Annotated in this window: 20 protein-coding genes; 9 read left to right on the top strand and 11 right to left on the bottom strand. The window is 28.6% G+C overall.

Going from position 1 to position 15087, the window contains the following annotated elements; translation table 11 throughout:
- Positions 1-386: 386 nt before the first annotated feature.
- Complete coding sequence (gene thsA, locus ACI389_RS07545) at positions 387-2030, bottom strand: thermosome subunit alpha (RefSeq protein WP_439780923.1); 1644 nt, start codon at positions 2028-2030, stop codon at positions 387-389.
- Positions 2031-2150: 120 nt separating this feature from the next.
- Here thsA and ACI389_RS07550 point away from each other — a divergent pair, with 120 nt between their 5' ends.
- Genes ACI389_RS07550 through ACI389_RS07565 form a run of 4 tightly spaced genes read left to right on the top strand, consistent with a single transcriptional unit; the run spans position 2151 to position 4494 of the window.
- Positions 2151-3167 (top strand): tetratricopeptide repeat protein, encoded by a 1017-nt coding sequence (locus ACI389_RS07550; RefSeq protein WP_439780924.1) that lies wholly within the window; start codon positions 2151-2153, stop codon positions 3165-3167.
- A gap of 38 nt (positions 3168-3205) precedes the next feature.
- Positions 3206-3361 carry a hypothetical protein gene (locus ACI389_RS07555; protein ID WP_432645213.1) on the top strand — a complete coding sequence of 52 codons (156 nt, stop codon included), beginning with the start codon at positions 3206-3208 and terminating at the stop codon, positions 3359-3361.
- 35 nt (positions 3362-3396) lie between these two features.
- Entirely contained in the window at positions 3397-3849 is a 453-nt protein-coding gene (locus ACI389_RS07560; RefSeq protein ID WP_439780925.1) for a hypothetical protein, read from the top strand.
- A gap of 6 nt (positions 3850-3855) precedes the next feature.
- Positions 3856-4494 carry a DUF116 domain-containing protein gene (locus ACI389_RS07565; RefSeq protein WP_439780926.1) on the top strand — a complete coding sequence of 213 codons (639 nt, stop codon included), beginning with the start codon at positions 3856-3858 and terminating at the stop codon, positions 4492-4494.
- On the opposite strand, the gene ACI389_RS07570 is transcribed toward ACI389_RS07565, so the two are convergent.
- The 8 genes from ACI389_RS07570 to ACI389_RS07605 form a co-directional block, all read right to left on the bottom strand.
- Complete coding sequence (locus ACI389_RS07570; RefSeq protein ID WP_439780927.1) at positions 4491-4697, bottom strand: hypothetical protein; 207 nt, start codon at positions 4695-4697, stop codon at positions 4491-4493. The two genes, ACI389_RS07565 and ACI389_RS07570, sit on opposite strands and share 4 nt — an antisense overlap.
- A 1-nt stretch (position 4698) precedes the next feature.
- Complete coding sequence (gene hmgA / locus ACI389_RS07575) at positions 4699-5901, bottom strand: hydroxymethylglutaryl-CoA reductase (NADPH) (RefSeq protein ID WP_439780928.1); 1203 nt, start codon at positions 5899-5901, stop codon at positions 4699-4701.
- Positions 5901-6764 (bottom strand): succinate--CoA ligase subunit alpha, encoded by an 864-nt coding sequence (gene sucD, locus ACI389_RS07580; protein WP_439780929.1) that lies wholly within the window; start codon positions 6762-6764, stop codon positions 5901-5903. Before sucD ends, hmgA begins: the two co-directional genes overlap by 1 nt.
- 12 nt (positions 6765-6776) lie before the next feature.
- Complete coding sequence (locus tag ACI389_RS07585; protein WP_439780930.1) at positions 6777-7502, bottom strand: hypothetical protein; 726 nt, start codon at positions 7500-7502, stop codon at positions 6777-6779.
- Positions 7503-7655: 153 nt separating this feature from the next.
- Positions 7656-7949 (bottom strand): ATP-binding protein, encoded by a 294-nt coding sequence (locus tag ACI389_RS07590; RefSeq protein WP_439781025.1) that lies wholly within the window; start codon positions 7947-7949, stop codon positions 7656-7658.
- Positions 7918-8232: a histidine kinase dimerization/phosphoacceptor domain -containing protein gene (locus tag ACI389_RS07595; RefSeq protein ID WP_439781026.1), complete on the bottom strand. Its 315-nt coding sequence runs from the start codon at positions 8230-8232 to the stop codon at positions 7918-7920. Before ACI389_RS07595 ends, ACI389_RS07590 begins: the two co-directional genes overlap by 32 nt.
- Complete coding sequence (locus ACI389_RS07600) at positions 8228-8797, bottom strand: hypothetical protein (RefSeq protein WP_439780931.1); 570 nt, start codon at positions 8795-8797, stop codon at positions 8228-8230. The genes ACI389_RS07595 and ACI389_RS07600 overlap by 5 nt, the downstream gene beginning before the upstream one ends.
- Before the next feature lie 331 nt (positions 8798-9128).
- Positions 9129-9464: a hypothetical protein gene (locus ACI389_RS07605; RefSeq protein WP_439780932.1), complete on the bottom strand. Its 336-nt coding sequence runs from the start codon at positions 9462-9464 to the stop codon at positions 9129-9131.
- Between the two features lie 210 nt (positions 9465-9674).
- On the opposite strand from ACI389_RS07605, the gene aroD reads away from it, so the two are divergent.
- Positions 9675-10349 (top strand): type I 3-dehydroquinate dehydratase, encoded by a 675-nt coding sequence (gene aroD / locus ACI389_RS07610; protein ID WP_439780933.1) that lies wholly within the window; start codon positions 9675-9677, stop codon positions 10347-10349.
- A 202-nt stretch (positions 10350-10551) separates the two neighbouring features.
- Here the strand turns inward: aroD and ACI389_RS07615 are convergent, their stop codons facing one another.
- Both ACI389_RS07615 and ACI389_RS07620 read right to left on the bottom strand, forming a co-directional pair.
- Complete coding sequence (locus ACI389_RS07615) at positions 10552-10890, bottom strand: P-II family nitrogen regulator (protein ID WP_439780934.1); 339 nt, start codon at positions 10888-10890, stop codon at positions 10552-10554.
- Between the two features lie 10 nt (positions 10891-10900).
- Positions 10901-12118, bottom strand: coding sequence for an ammonium transporter (locus tag ACI389_RS07620; protein ID WP_439780935.1), 1218 nt, complete (start codon positions 12116-12118; stop codon positions 10901-10903).
- A 303-nt stretch (positions 12119-12421) separates the two neighbouring features.
- On the opposite strand from ACI389_RS07620, the gene ACI389_RS07625 reads away from it, so the two are divergent.
- The 4 genes from ACI389_RS07625 to cbiT are packed head-to-tail and all read left to right on the top strand — an operon-like array spanning position 12422 to position 15087.
- On the top strand, positions 12422-12724 hold the full coding sequence (locus ACI389_RS07625; RefSeq protein ID WP_439780936.1) for a hypothetical protein: 303 nt from the start codon (positions 12422-12424) through the stop codon (positions 12722-12724).
- A gap of 13 nt (positions 12725-12737) precedes the next feature.
- A complete protein-coding gene (locus tag ACI389_RS07630; protein ID WP_439780937.1) occupies positions 12738-13964 on the top strand; it encodes an HD domain-containing protein in 1227 nt (408 codons plus the stop codon).
- Between the two features lie 10 nt (positions 13965-13974).
- Complete coding sequence (locus ACI389_RS07635) at positions 13975-14523, top strand: UbiX family flavin prenyltransferase (protein WP_439780938.1); 549 nt, start codon at positions 13975-13977, stop codon at positions 14521-14523.
- Complete coding sequence (gene cbiT / locus ACI389_RS07640) at positions 14524-15087, top strand: precorrin-6Y C5,15-methyltransferase (decarboxylating) subunit CbiT (protein WP_439780939.1); 564 nt, start codon at positions 14524-14526, stop codon at positions 15085-15087.

The following is a 15087-nucleotide window of genomic DNA, read 5'->3' on the forward strand; positions in this document are numbered from 1 at the left end:
TTTTAAAAATAAGGTTAAAATATTATGAAAATTAAATATTAAGTAAAAATATAGTTAAATTAAGCTATAAAACGATTAAAAGATATCAAATAATATTCCACGATAACTAACAATACAAATTTAAAAACACTACTACCAATGCTTATTATATAAAATAAGACACAATTATAACTCATATAATAAAAAATAGTTAATTTTATTCCTATTAAAATAAAAAACAACAAATTAAATAAAGAATATTAAAAAATAAGACCAAATAAACAAAAAAGACAAAAATATCCAAAATAACAGAATAACACTATAACTAACCTATAAAAAAAACATGGCATTATTAAAAAATTCATAATAAAAAAAAAGAAAATAAAAAAATGTAAAATAAATTAATTTTACATCATTGGAGGCATTCCCCCACCCATACCAGGCATAGGAGGCATACCACTTGCATCATTACCAGACTCATCAGGTCCAGTAGAATTAAGAGCATCTCTTGCTGCAATCATATCATCAATACGTAAAATCATTTCACTAGCAGCACCTGCAGATTGTAAAGCTTGGATTTTTACTCTTAAAGGTTCAATAACCCCTGCTTCCCTCATATCTACAACTTCACCAGTAAATACATTAATACCTATTAAATTAGAGTCCTCATGAGCAGCTTTTAAATCAGCAATTAAGTTAATAGTATCTAAACCTGCATTTTCGATTAAAGTTCTAGGAATAACTTCTAATGCTTCAGCATATTTTAAAATAGCTAATTGTTCTCTTCCACTTACAGTTTCACCATATTCTCTTAATCTTTTTATTAAATCAACTTCACATGCTCCTCCACCAATGAGAACTTTTCCTTCTTCAATGGTGGCAGCAACTACACCTAAAGCATCATCAATTGCTCTTGCGATTTGTTCAGTTACATAACGAGTACTACCTCTAAGGACAATAGAAGAAGCTTTTGGATTTTCACATTCTTCAATGAATGTTAATTCATGATCAAATACTTTATCAAGGTATATGTGACCTGCAGAACCTAATTTATCTTCAGATAAATCTTCAATATCAGTTACTAATTTAGCACCAGTAGCTTTTGCAATTCTTTCCATATCAGATTTTTTAACTCTTTTGAAAGTCATAATTCCTGCTTTTTTCAAGTAATGTTCTGCCATATCATCAATACCTTTTTGACAGAATAATACATCAGCACCAGAATCAACAACTTTGTCCACTAAATCTTTAATCATTTGTTCTTCATTATTTAAGAACATTTCAAATTGTTCAGGACTAGTAATATCAATTTTAGTATCAGTGTTAATATCTTTTAATTCAATAGGATATTTCATGATAGCAATTTTTGCATTTTCAATATCTTTAGGCATAGATTTAGAAACAGGAGCTTTATCAATTACAATACCTTCAGCTAAAAATGAATCTTCAACAGAATCCCCAGAAACTCTTTGAATATTAATATTCTCAATATCAGATTTACCGTCTTCTTCAATTCTTAATACTGCATCAACAACAAGATCAGCTAAATGTTCTTTAGCATAATCTGAGCCTTTACCACTCATTGCAGTAATAGCTACTTTTTTAAGAGTTTCTTTATCATCAGCATCAATAGCAATGTCTTTTAAAAGTTCTACAGCTTTTTTTGTTGCGTTTCTGTATCCTTTTACAACAACAGAAGTTGCGATTCCTTCTTCTAATAATTCTTCAGCCTTAACTAATAATTCACCAGCAATTACAACAACAGAAGTAGTTCCATCTCCAACATTTTCTTCTTGTTTTTTAGCGGTTTCTACAAGCATTCTAGCTGCAGGTTGTGCAATATCCATTTCACTTATAATAGTTGCACCATCATTAGTTATAGTTACATCACCTAATGAATTAACTAACATTTTATCCATACCTTTAGGACCTAAGGTAGTTCTTACAATACCTGCTAATACTTTAGCCGCAGTGATATTCATTCTTAAAGCATCTCTTTTAGAATATCTTTCAGTTCCTTCAGGAAGGATGAAAACTGGTTGATTTGCCATTTTTTATTCACCTTCAAAATTTTCTAATAAAACAATATAAAACTAAGTTTTTATACATATATAATATGGATTAGAAGTTATATAAAAAGATTACTTATTAAATAAATTTATGGTGTTCTAATGTATACTGAAATAATAAATAAAGTTAAATTAAATTTAGGTGAGAATAAAGATTTAAATAGGAAATATTTAGTCTCACAAATTGAAAAATATAAAAACCACCCTTATAATACAGAAATCATAAAAGAACTTTCTCGTATGTTATGGGATTGTTTAGATGATGAAGAAAAAAGGGAATACATTGAAATTTCAGAAAACGAAACTCCAATTATTGATATTTTAGAAGAAATTTTTCCAATTATTGAAAATGGGAAATATGATGATGCATTAGATAAACTTGATAAGTTTATGAAAAGTTTTCCACCCCTATTTGAAGATGATTCTGTGAGTGAATATCATTATTTTACAAATCAACTAGAAGAAGACATATTCAATGAATATATTGGTGCTGAAAAAGTAGTTAGATACATACCTTATAATCAACCAATACTTGATTTATATTATATATACGGATTTTTATTTTTAGAGGCAAAAGATTTAGAAAATGCTGAAAAATACCTTAAAAAAGCATTAAATATCAATCCAGTATCTGCAAGAATACTTTTAGAGTTATCTGAAATTTATAGAATTAAAGCACCAAACTTTAATAAATTTTTCATATACACCACTCAGGCACTTAAATATGCTTATTATCCACAAGATATTGCTAGATGCTATAGAAATTTAGGACAATATTACATGGAAGAAATGAATTTAGAAGTTGCTGCTGCATTATATAATTATAGTATGAAATATGAGTTAAATCCTCTTGCATATACAAAACTCCAACACATAAAATCAAAAGGAATTAATAGTGAATTAAGTTTAGAAGAATGTTTATCACTAATTGAAAGTAAAAAAATACAAATTGATGTAAATCCATTTATTATAAAAAGATTAGATAATCTGTCAAACAAATATGATAAAAAACAAGACTTAAATAAAGCATTATACTTCTATGAACTACAATATGATTTAACCCACGATGAAATAATTCTTCAAAAAATCAAAAATCTTAAAACAATACTAAATCATTAATATAATATTATATATAATAATATTAAAGGTGATTTTTAATGTGCTCAAGTGGAGGGCCAATGGCCGATATTGATTTAAAAAAATTAAAAACAAAAAAATACCATTGTAAAAACTGTGGAAATTCCTTCAAAGGTCTAGGAAAAAAAGTAATTTGTCCATCTTGCCAAAGTGACAATGTTGAACTTGCAGAGTAAATTATTTACTCTCTTTTTTTATTTTAAGTGATACTATGAACATCAATTTTAAAAATGATGAAATACTATTTCTTGAAGGAAAAACTGGAATAGTAGGTATTGTTAAAGTGGCATATGATAATAAGATGTTATTCATTGCAACACAAGATAATGAAGAAATAGTCCAATTTTTAGAATCTGATGATATTATTGCTGTATCTAACTTTAAAAAAGATAAAAGAGCAATCCGATCACAAGCATATCTTAGCCGTGAAGAATCTTCCCCACTGGTAATTTTAAATAAAGATCACCCATCAACTAAACGTTTAGAAACTGTTATATCAATTGGAAATGAAGTTAATCTTAATTGTAACATTATTCCAGGAACTCATCCTGAACAAAATGTATTATGTTCCTGTGACAGTTTATCTGGACTAAAAATAGTAAAAACCAAAACTGGAATTAAATTAAATAAAAAATTTGATAAATTCACAATAGAAAAATTTTAGGATAATATGTTTATTGATTCATTTTATACATTTTTAGGGCAATTAGTAGTTTTATTAGCTATTCTTATTATAATATCCTTTATTGTAGTTTTAATTTTAGGAATATTAATAGCTAGAAAAAACAAAATTAAATTTCCAAGATTCATCTTATTTGTTGTTGATTCACTATATTTCCCATTTAAAACTATGGCAAAACTTCTAAAACTTGATGAACACTTAATTGATGGTATCGCAATTAAGGTTAGAGATGAGTTGAATAAAGAAAAATTTAAATCCATTCCAGCTAAAAAAACATTAATCTTCATACCTCATTGCTTAAGACATAGAAACTGTCCTGCAACACTTCAAAAAGAAGGATTAAACTGCACTGAATGTGGACTATGTAGTATAGGAGTTATTAAGAAAAAATCTGAACCAATGGGATATAAATTATATGTTGTGCCAGGATCAAGTTTTGTTAAAAAAATAGTTAAAGAAAATAAATTCAAAGCAGTCCTTGGTATAGCCTGCCATGAAGATTTAAACCAAATGATGATGTTATTATCCGATTTCTGCCCTCAAGGTGTATTACTTGATAAAACAGGTTGTTTCGAAACAAAAGTAAATATTAAAAAAGTATTTGAAAAAATAGATTCTAAATACTAATCATCGAAATATCTCATAAACTCCAAAGATTCATCTGTTTCATCAAATTCTTTTATAAAATCATTTAAATCTTTTATAAATTCTTTTTTTCTCATATTTATATCTTTAATTTGAGAATAATCTTTTTTTACAGATATTTCCATTATAATATCATCAGTCTCAAGAGTGATTTCTGGATAAATATCATCGAGAAAATCATCCATATTATCCTCTTCCAAGTTCTTGATGAGCCCTTGCAAGATGCCCTGCAGCTAATGCTCCAACAAGAGATAATTCTCCTGCAAGTACAGTACATGCAACAATTTCTGCAAATTCACGCGCTTTACCAGAACCTGCAACACCAAGAATTTCTAATCCTTCATGAGCAACTTCAAGACTTGTTCCTCCACCCACAGTAGCTACTGGTAAATCAGGTAAGTTAACAGAAAAGTATAAATCCCCATTTCTGTTTTCAGCTGTTGTAATTCCCAATGACCCCTCTGCAACATGTGCTGGGTCTTGACCAGTTGCTAAAAATATAGCTGCAACCATGTTTGCATAATGAGCATTAAATCCCATACTTCCAGCTACCGCTGAACCTATTAAATTTTTAGCAGTATTTACTTCAACAATTGCATCTGCTGTAGTTTTAAGTTTTTTTGATACAATATCCTTTGGTATTAATATATCTGCAATAACACTTTTTCCTCTTCCTTCAATAAGATTAATTGCAGCGGGCTTTTTATCAACACAAACATTACCACTTAATGCAATATGAGTCGCACTAGTATCCTGTGCTAATTTATCCAATATTTTTTCAGAAGCAATTGTTACCATATTCATTCCCATACTGTCCCCAGTTGAAAAAACAAATCTTGGATAAACATAGCTTCCAACTATTAAAATAGGATCAATTTTAATTAATTTACCATGAGAAGTAGTACTTTCAGCAATAGTTTTTAATTCATCAAAATTATCAATAAACCATTGTTTAATTTTTAATGCATCATTTACTCCATCACATTTAATAACAGGTGCACGAGTCATAACATCAGAGGTTACTCTTACATTTGCACCACCTGATGCAGTAATAGTAGATGCTCCTCTATTAATAGAAGCTACAAGTGCCCCTTCAGAAGTTGCAAGAGGTACAAATACTTCACGATTACAGTATTCTCCATTGATTTTTAATGGTCCTGCTATACCCATAGGAAGTTGTAATACTCCAATAGAATTTTCAATATTACGAGCAGATGCTCTTTCCATATCAAGAGTATAATTTGAGATATTATCTAATTTAATAGAATATTTTTGCTCTAAAAATTCTCTTCGAATATCAGTCGCTTCTTTTGCTGAAACTTCTTTATCAACTTGATAAAGTTTCATTTCACCGTTTAATAATTTATCAATAATTTCTTGATTTGACATTACATAACCTTTTTAAGTAAATCTACAATTTCAGATGGGTTTACAGCTACTTCAACACCAGCTTCATTTAGAGCTTTAGTTTTACTTTCCACGGTTCCAGAATTTCCCTGAATGATAGCTCCTGCATGTCCCATTCTTTTACCTGGAGGCGCAGTCCTTCCTGCTATATAAGATACAACTGGTTTTGTCATTTCTTCGGTAATAAATTTTGCAGCTCTTTCTTCTGCAGTTCCTCCAATTTCACCAATTAAAACAACAGCATCAGTGTTATTATCTTCTTCAAATCTTTTTAAAATATCAACATAATTATCCCCAGTTACTGGATCTCCACCAATACCTACTGCAGTACTTTGACCTATTCCTGCATTAGTGAGTTCACTAGCAATTTCATATGTTAATGTACCACTTCTTGAGATTAAACCAACATTACCTTTTTTGAAAATGTGAGTAGGCATAATACCTAATTTACCAATACCTGGAGAAATAATTCCTGGAGTATTCGGACCAATTACAGTTGTTCCCATTTGTTTTGCATATGCCATGATTTTCATACTATCATGGACAGGAATATGTTCTGAAATTATAACAACTAAATCTAAATGTCTTATTGCTTCAAATGCAGCATCTTTTGCAAATCTTGCTGGAACAAAAATAATTGAAGCATTAATGTCAGTTTTCTCTTTTGCTTCTTCTATGGAATTAAAAATTGGAACTTGATCTAAAAACATTTGACCGCCTTTTCCTGGAGTAATTCCAGCAACAATATTAGTATTGTAATTTAACATTTGTTCTGTATGGAATGAACCTTGTTTACCAGTTATCCCTTGGACTAAACATTTTGTATCTTCATTTAATAAAATCATAATTAATAGCTCCTATCTTAATATTCTAGTTTTGTTTTCAAATGGAACAGCTAAATCAATTATATTCCCATTCATAACTGCAGTAGCTGAAAATATCACACTACCCGGCAATACATTACAACTTGTTCCTCTTTTGACTAAATAAACATTTTTATTTCCAAGTGCAGCTCCAATCATTGCACTAGCTATTATACCAACAGATTCTATATTTTCAACTGTGGCAACAACAACAGGATCATCGGTTTCTGGTGAAACATAACCTACACCAGGTATTTTTCTTAATTTAGGTTCAATATAATTGGAAACATCAGTTAAATTTTTCATGCCCTTTGCAGCATCAATTGCTGAATTAGCAACATCTGCAACAAATGGTTCTCCACCATAAGTATCAAAACCTAAAACAATAGCATCAGGATATCTATCTTGTCTAATATTTGCTTCAGCATAAGAAATTCCCTCTCCAGCACCTTCGGGAGTTTGTGAAATCCCAGATAAATCTCCTAAATTCTCTGCACTTTCTTTTAAAACATTGACAATCCCTTCATTTACAATTTCAAGTAACTCATCTTCAACAAATGCACTTATAACAACATCATCACCAGTGACATTACTTAAAGCAACATCTCTTGCACCTAATTCTTTAACTTTATGAAGGTTTTTTTCAATAGTTTCTACTAGCATAGTACTACAAGATACATCATTACTAGATATATCTGCACCTATAACTGTAATTTTCAAATTAACACCTTGAATAATTGATTTTTAAAATAAATAAAATATTAAATTTTATTGATATATTATTTATTATTTAATTTATTTAATTATTTCCAATTTTCATTTTAAAAAAAATATTTAGATTAAAATTAGTTAAATTTTATTGAATAGGTTAAATTAAGTAGCTTTCTTAACTCTTATTTTAATACTAAAACCTTTGGATAATGGTAATTCATCATATTCACCATCTAACTGACCAATAAGATTTTTAACAATTGTAAAACCTAATGTTCTCGGATTTTTAATATCTATACCCTCTGGTAGTCCTACACCATCGTCCCAAACATTTAATTCATAAATATCATCAAATAATTTGAAATCCACATAGAAATTACCTTCACCATCTTTAAAAGCAAAATTAATTGAATTTGATGCTAATTCACTTAGAATTAAATTGAATGGTATTGCTATCCATACTCAAATCATAAGAGTCTATATCCAAATGTAAGTTGATATTTGAATTGTCTACTCCAAATAATTTTTTAAAACAGGAGGTTGTGCATTCTAAAGTATCTACATGAGCTAAATCTGAAGAATCATAAACTTGCTGATGTACTGTAGCCATTGTTAAAATTCTATTTCTTGTTTTATTTAAAATTTCTTCATAATTACCTTCATTGAATTTTAATTCTAAATTAAGTAAACTTAAAATAAGTTGCAGGTTATTCTTAACTCTATGATGAACCTCTTTAATTAAAACTTTCTGGTAATATTTCTAACTCATTTTCCCTTTCATATTCCTCAGTTACATCTTTAATATTTGTAAATAAAAGCTTATTAGTAGCATCTTCATAGTGTTCCATATATAAAAATAATTGTTGTGTTTTATGATAAAATGGAGATTTATATTCAATTACTTTTTCAAAATGGTTTATTTCATCTAACTCAAACTTTTGAACCATTAACCTGTCTTCACTATTTAAAATATTATCCTTAAAATCCTTTAATAATCCATCAATATTCTTTTTAGGAATATGTAATATATCATAAAATGTATTACCCACCACATACTCCTCATTTGTTTTTCTAATTAATGTAGCAAATCCTAATTTTAAATTCATTTTTGTTAATAATTTATTTGATAAAAAATTATCTTTTTCATCAATATCCTCATCAGTAATATCCATTATATACACTGCAATATGTGACAATGCACCATTATTATGTAAATGTTTTACATTAATATTTAAGGTTTTATTTGTACCTTTTTCTGTCTTAATACGGATAATAGTATTTTCATCCCCCATATTGCTGTTCAATGAAGTTTCATATAATTTTTTTCCTCAGAAACAATTAAATCATAAATAATATCCTTTTTAGAATCATCTGATTGTTTTTTCCTTTTCTAACAAATCATATATAGGAGATCCCCAGAAATAGTTATTACTATTGGTATCTTTAACATATACGTAAAATTCATCATATTTATAAACGTCTGAGGTAATATCCTGTTATGATTTAAGTAATGAATCAGTACAGTTGTTAATAAATATTAATTACCATTATCAAAAAACAATTTCAAAAAAATAAATATTTTACATAACCCTTATCATCTTCAAAATATATGTGTAATGTTTTTGTTTCATGTGTCTAGTAAACTTCCTTAAAAATAGGAAAAATATCTTTTTTTAAATATTTATAGGACTCCCCATAACTTAGTCCAATAATATCATTATTAGTAGCTATACCTAATTCTGGAATAAAAACTTTAGAATAAACAAAAGCATAATCTTGGAAGTTATTGACAGGAACAATAATATCTAAGTTCATTGATGTTTCTTTTAAAAAACCAGTGTATTCTTTAACATCATAAACAGTGATACTTGGAGTGAACCACCCCTCATTACTATTTTTAGTAATCATAAGAGAATAAGTATCTTTATCAAAACTAACATCATATTCCCTCATATCCCCAACTCCCATCATATCTCCAACATTAAAAATTAATTTTATTTATATATTAACCATATGCCCATATACATTATATAAACATTATTATATTTTAAAAGATTATTTGATTAAAATAATATATTACTTAAATAAATCTAATTAACTATGTTCAACATTTTAAAAAAAAATCAGTTTTATTACTTACAAAAAAAATTAATTAATAGGAATAAACTAATAGATATATTAATGTATTCTCAAACAAAAATCGCGATTCCTATTTTTCAAAAGAATTGTAAAAATGTAATTGAAGTAGCTAATGATTGTATTAAAAAAGGAGCAGATGTCTTAGAATTCAGGATAGATGCTCTTGAAAATCCAAAAATTAATGAAATAAAAAAGACAATCGAAGAAATTAATTTTCCAATGATTGCTACAAATAGAATAATCACAGAAGGTGGACTTTTTAAAGGTAGTGAAGAAGAAAGATTCAATATATTATATGAATGCTGTGACTTAGTTGACTATGTGGATATTGAACTCCAAAGCAACAACGAATATATTAATAAAATCCATGAAACTAACACTACAACCATTGTTTCTTACCATGATTTTGAAAAAACACCAAAATTAAGTGAAATAAATTATATTGTTGAAAAAGAACATGAATTAGGGGACATAGCTAAAGTTGCATTTATGCCTCAAAATCTTGAAGATACTTTAACAATATTAGCTGTTCTTTCCCATTGTGAAGACACAATCGCTATTTCTATGGCTGATTTAGGAAGCTATACTAGAGTTATGGCTTCAAAATTTAATTCTCCAATTACTTTTGCTGCTGGAACAGATGTAACAGCTCCTGGACAAATCGATATTGAGACTATGAAAGCATTACTTAATATGAATTTAGACATAATGGATTAAAGAGTTAAATGTCTAAAAAAATATTTTAATTTTATCTTTGCTTTCAGAAAATATACTAATGGTGTTTTATATCAAGTATAACAACATAAGTCAATTTTAACCTGCTAGCAAGTTATTGATTATTTAATTTTAAAAAAAAAGGAAATAATTTAAAAAAATTATTTCCTAGGAAGTAGATAAATACATTTAGTTTATTAGGGAACTACACTGCTTCGTCCCCCTGTTCTTGTGTTCTAATTCTAATTACATTTTCAACAGATTGTATGAAAATTTTACCATCCCCAATGTTTCCTGTATATGCTCCTTTGATAATTTTATCAACAATTAAATCTAATCTATCATCATTGACAACAATTTCAATACGAACTTTTGGAATCAAATCAATGCAGAAATTTGAACCTCTATATGATTCTTTGATACCTTGTTGACTTCCTCTTCCTTTTACCTCAGAAACAGTCATTCCTTCACAACCTGCTTCAATTAATTCTCTTTTTACATCTTCAAATTTTTCAGGCCTTATAATCGCAATAATACGTTTCATTTAAATCACCTTATGAATTGAAGTTATATGCAGATTCTTTGTGAAGATTTGTATCTAATCCACCAATTTCATCACTTTCATCAACTCTAATTCCACCCATAGCTTTATCTAATACTTTAGCAAGGATGAAACTTATTGTAAATGCATAAACAATAGTAGCTACAACACTTATTACTTGTATTACAACTTGATTAGCATTTCCTGCAATTAAACCTGCTGCTCCATTTACTGCAGGTACTGCAAAGATACCAGTTGCAATCGCTCCCCAAACACCAGACATACCATGTATTCCCCATACATCTAATGCATCATCGTAACCAAGTTTTGGTTTTAAGTAATATACAGCAAAGTAAGATACTAATGGAGCTACTGCACCAATAATTAATGCACCATAAACATCAACAAATCCTGCTGCAGGAGTAATACCAACAAGTCCTGCTACTGCACCAGAGATTGCACCTAACACTGTTGGTTTTCCAACAAGATATGTATCAATCATTGTCCAAACGATAAGACCCATTGCTGCTGCAACATTAGATACAATAATTGCATTTGCTGCAAGTCCATTTGCTGCTAAACCAGATCCTCCGTTGAATCCCATCCATCCAAACCAGAGTAATGCTGCACCTAAAACAGCATATCCTAAATTATGTGGAATTAATGATGTGTTTTTTCTTCTTCCTAATACTAATGCGACAGCTAATGCTGAAATACCTGAGTTAATATGAACAACTGCACCTCCAGCAAAGTCAAGTGCACCCATTTGCATTAACCATCCACCTCCCCATACCCAATGGGCAATAGGGACATAAACAAGACATATCCATAATATAGTGAAAATAACCCAAGCTTTTGTTTTCATTCTTCCAACTAAAGCTCCAGACATAATTGCACATGTTAATCCTGCAAATGCACATTGGAACATAACAAATAATAATGTTGGAATAGATCCAGTTAAATCATCAAGCCCAATTCCTTGTAAGAAGAAATTAGTTGGTGAACCAATAAATCCATTAATATCTGCTCCAAATGCAAACTGATAACCAAAAATAACCCATATCACACTAATTATTGAAAATGCAATAAAAGTTAAAAAAATAGTATTCAAAACATTTTTTCTTTTACTTAATCCTCCATAAAAAAAGGCTACTGCTGGAATACTCATTAAAAGTACAAGAACTGTACAAACAAGAACCCAAGCAGTATCACCTGCACTAAACATAACCATTTATATCAAATCTCTTAAATCAAATTATAAAAATTATCCAATATTCTCATCCATCCTGAATATCGGAAGTAATATGTCGGAAGTATTATTCCGACATAGCAATATTGAACTTCATCATATATAAATATTTCCCAAGCATGAATTGAGTAAAATGCTAAAAAAAGTACAATCAATAAAAAATAATATATTCTCATTTAAATTAAGTGAATCATAAGTTTAAAAATCAATAGTTTAAGAAAATATTAAATATAATCCCCTTAAAAAGATAATACTAATATAAATAAAATAAATGAATGTGTTATTATGAAAGATTCAGTTAAAGCAAAATTAATAGTATTTTTAATTATTGCACTCCTTGCATTCAGTATTAGTTCTGCTTTTGCTAGTCTAACAATAAATGATTCACATGATTCATACAAATTAATCCCTATTAAAAATGATTCATTTGAACCAAACTACATTAACAAAGTTCCAACTATAATTCCAAAAATTGAAACAAAAAACATTACAAACACTACTGCAAATAATACTACAGATAATACTACATATAATATAACAAATTTGAATAATACAAATAAAGAATGGATTGAAACCTACGAAGATTAAGAGGACTGATAAAATGAACGAAAAGAAAAAATTTATCAGAGATAGTGTCTATGGCGATATTACCCTAAACGAATTTGAAGTAAAAATTATGGATATGCCACAATTTCAACGTCTAAGGAGAATCAAACAATTAGGTTTAATCAGTTTAATTTATCCTGGCGCAACCCATACTCGATTTGAACATTCAATTGGGACAATGAATTTAGGTTCAAAACTTGCAGAAGAGCTTGAGTTGGAAAAAGATGAAATAGAATTAATCAGAGCTTCAGCACTATTACATGATATTGGTCACGGCCCATTTTCACATGTATCCGAAGGAGTTTTATCTGTTCCTCATGAAGAATTAACTAAATTCGTTATCACTAAGACATCCATGAGAGATTTACTGGAAGAAAAATTTGATGTTAATGAAATCGTAGATATTGTTAATGGAAAAGGACATCTTGGCCCAATCGTTTCAAGCGAACTAGATGTTGATAGGATGGATTATCTTTTAAGAGATTCTCATAATACTGGCGTAGCATATGGTATTATAGACTATGAAAGAATCATATCAAACTTAAAACTGGAAAATGGATTAATATTAGATATTAAAGGAGTTCAAGCAGCAGAAGGAGCTCTTGTTTCTAGATATTTTATGTATCCTAGTGTTTATCAACACCATACTACCAGAATTGTCAATTCAATGTTTAGAAGAGCATTAAAAAGAATTATTGATGAAAAAATAATCAATGAAAATGACATTCACAAATATGATGACACTGATATAATTAGCATATTTAGGCACTGTGACAATAAATTTGCAAATGATATCATGAATAGATTGGATACAAGGAATATAATGAAAAGAGTAAAAACCATAAGATTAGATAATTTTAAATTCCCTGAAAAAATGTATAAGATTGAATCAAAAATATTGGAAAAAGCTGAAGAAGAAATCGCTGAAGATTATAATCTTGATAAAGATTATGTATTTATAAATATTGCTGAATATCCTCGATTTGATGAAATGAAAACACAAGTTAATGTAGATGGAAAATTATACCCTTTAACAAAAATATCAAATATTATTTCTGCATTAAGTAAAGCTAGATTCAATATACCAGATATAAGCCTTTATGTAGACAGTAGTGAAAAATCCAAGTTCGAAAAATTCAAATTAGAAAACTATTTAGAACTACCTGAAATTGATAGAGAAAAATACTATGGGATTCATTATGACCAAATCAAATTAATATAAAGGAGAAAATATGATAATTGTTGGAATTACAGGAGCAAGTGGAGTAATATATGGAATACGACTTCTTGAAGCTCTTAAAAAATTAGATATTGAAAGTGCACTAGTAATGAGTGATTTAAGTAAAGTTGTTATTGAATCAGAAACTGATTATACAGTTGAAGATGTAATAAACATAGCAGATAACTACTATGATTTCCATGATTTAACCGCTTCAATAAATAGTGGATCATTTAAAACTGATGGTCTAGTTATAGTCCCATGTACAATGAAAACATTATCATCAATAGCTAATGGATATGGAGCAAACACAATAACAAGAGTAGCAGATGTTAGTCTAAAAGAAAAAAGACCAACTATTATTGTCCCACGTGAAACCCCACTTAGAAGCATTCATCTACAAAACATGTTAACATTATCACAGGAAGGAGCTACAATTTTACCTGCAATGCCTGGATTTTACTCAAACCCAAAAACAATTGAAGATCAAATTGATTTTATTGTTGGGAAAATTTTAGACTCACTAAAAATTGAAAATAATTTATTTAAAAGGTGGAAATAAATGTTAAATGATAATGATTTCATTAAATCCTGCGATGTGCCAGGACCTACAAAAGAAGCTATTAGAGCTATTATTTTATATAAATCTGGAGTAACCTCCAATGATAAAGTCGTTGATTGTGGATGTGGAACTGGTGGGATTACTTGTGAATTTTCACAAAGGGCTGGTGAAGTAATATCTATTGATACAAATCCTGAAGCAATTGAAATAACTTCAAAAAACCTTAAAAAATTTGGTCTTGGATATAATGTTACATTAATTAATGATGATGGCTCAAAAGCATTGAAAAATATTAAGGATATTGATATTGCTATTGTTGGGGGCAGTGGCAGACAACTTGAAGATATCTTAAATATTATTCATGAAAACTTAAATTCAAAAGGTAGAATCATTATCACATCTATTTTAATTGATACAAAAATTGAAGCAATCAATAAACTCAAAGATTTAGGATATAATCCAAAAATAATGGAAATTAATGTTTCTAATGGAAGAGTCCTTGACCGTGGTGTTTTAATGATTAGTGAAAACCCAATAGCAATTATTACTGCTAGTAAAAGATAA

The sequence above is a fragment of the Methanobrevibacter sp. genome (assembly GCF_051877095.1).
Taxonomy (GTDB): domain Archaea; phylum Methanobacteriota; class Methanobacteria; order Methanobacteriales; family Methanobacteriaceae; genus Methanocatella.

What these genes read in the sequence shown, in the direction of transcription:
- ACI389_RS07560 (WP_439780925.1), top strand. Translation starts at nt 3,397, where the DNA reads ATGAACATCAATTTTAAAAATGATGAAATACTATTTCTTGAAGGAAAA.
- ACI389_RS07550 (WP_439780924.1), top strand. Translation starts at nt 2,151, where the DNA reads ATGTATACTGAAATAATAAATAAAGTTAAATTAAATTTAGGTGAGAAT.
- ACI389_RS07565 (WP_439780926.1), top strand. Translation starts at nt 3,856, where the DNA reads ATGTTTATTGATTCATTTTATACATTTTTAGGGCAATTAGTAGTTTTA.
- ACI389_RS07615 (WP_439780934.1), bottom strand. Translation starts at nt 10,890, where the DNA reads ATGAAACGTATTATTGCGATTATAAGGCCTGAAAAATTTGAAGATGTA.
- ACI389_RS07555 (WP_432645213.1), top strand. Translation starts at nt 3,206, where the DNA reads ATGTGCTCAAGTGGAGGGCCAATGGCCGATATTGATTTAAAAAAATTA.
- ACI389_RS07635 (WP_439780938.1), top strand. Translation starts at nt 13,975, where the DNA reads ATGATAATTGTTGGAATTACAGGAGCAAGTGGAGTAATATATGGAATA.
- cbiT (WP_439780939.1), top strand. Translation starts at nt 14,524, where the DNA reads ATGTTAAATGATAATGATTTCATTAAATCCTGCGATGTGCCAGGACCT.
- ACI389_RS07630 (WP_439780937.1), top strand. Translation starts at nt 12,738, where the DNA reads ATGAACGAAAAGAAAAAATTTATCAGAGATAGTGTCTATGGCGATATT.
- thsA (WP_439780923.1), bottom strand. Translation starts at nt 2,030, where the DNA reads ATGGCAAATCAACCAGTTTTCATCCTTCCTGAAGGAACTGAAAGATAT.
- aroD (WP_439780933.1), top strand. Translation starts at nt 9,675, where the DNA reads ATGTATTCTCAAACAAAAATCGCGATTCCTATTTTTCAAAAGAATTGT.
- ACI389_RS07605 (WP_439780932.1), bottom strand. Translation starts at nt 9,464, where the DNA reads ATGATGGGAGTTGGGGATATGAGGGAATATGATGTTAGTTTTGATAAA.
- ACI389_RS07620 (WP_439780935.1), bottom strand. Translation starts at nt 12,118, where the DNA reads ATGGTTATGTTTAGTGCAGGTGATACTGCTTGGGTTCTTGTTTGTACA.
- hmgA (WP_439780928.1), bottom strand. Translation starts at nt 5,901, where the DNA reads ATGTCAAATCAAGAAATTATTGATAAATTATTAAACGGTGAAATGAAA.
- ACI389_RS07570 (WP_439780927.1), bottom strand. Translation starts at nt 4,697, where the DNA reads ATGGATGATTTTCTCGATGATATTTATCCAGAAATCACTCTTGAGACT.
- sucD (WP_439780929.1), bottom strand. Translation starts at nt 6,764, where the DNA reads ATGATTTTATTAAATGAAGATACAAAATGTTTAGTCCAAGGGATAACT.
- ACI389_RS07625 (WP_439780936.1), top strand. Translation starts at nt 12,422, where the DNA reads ATGAAAGATTCAGTTAAAGCAAAATTAATAGTATTTTTAATTATTGCA.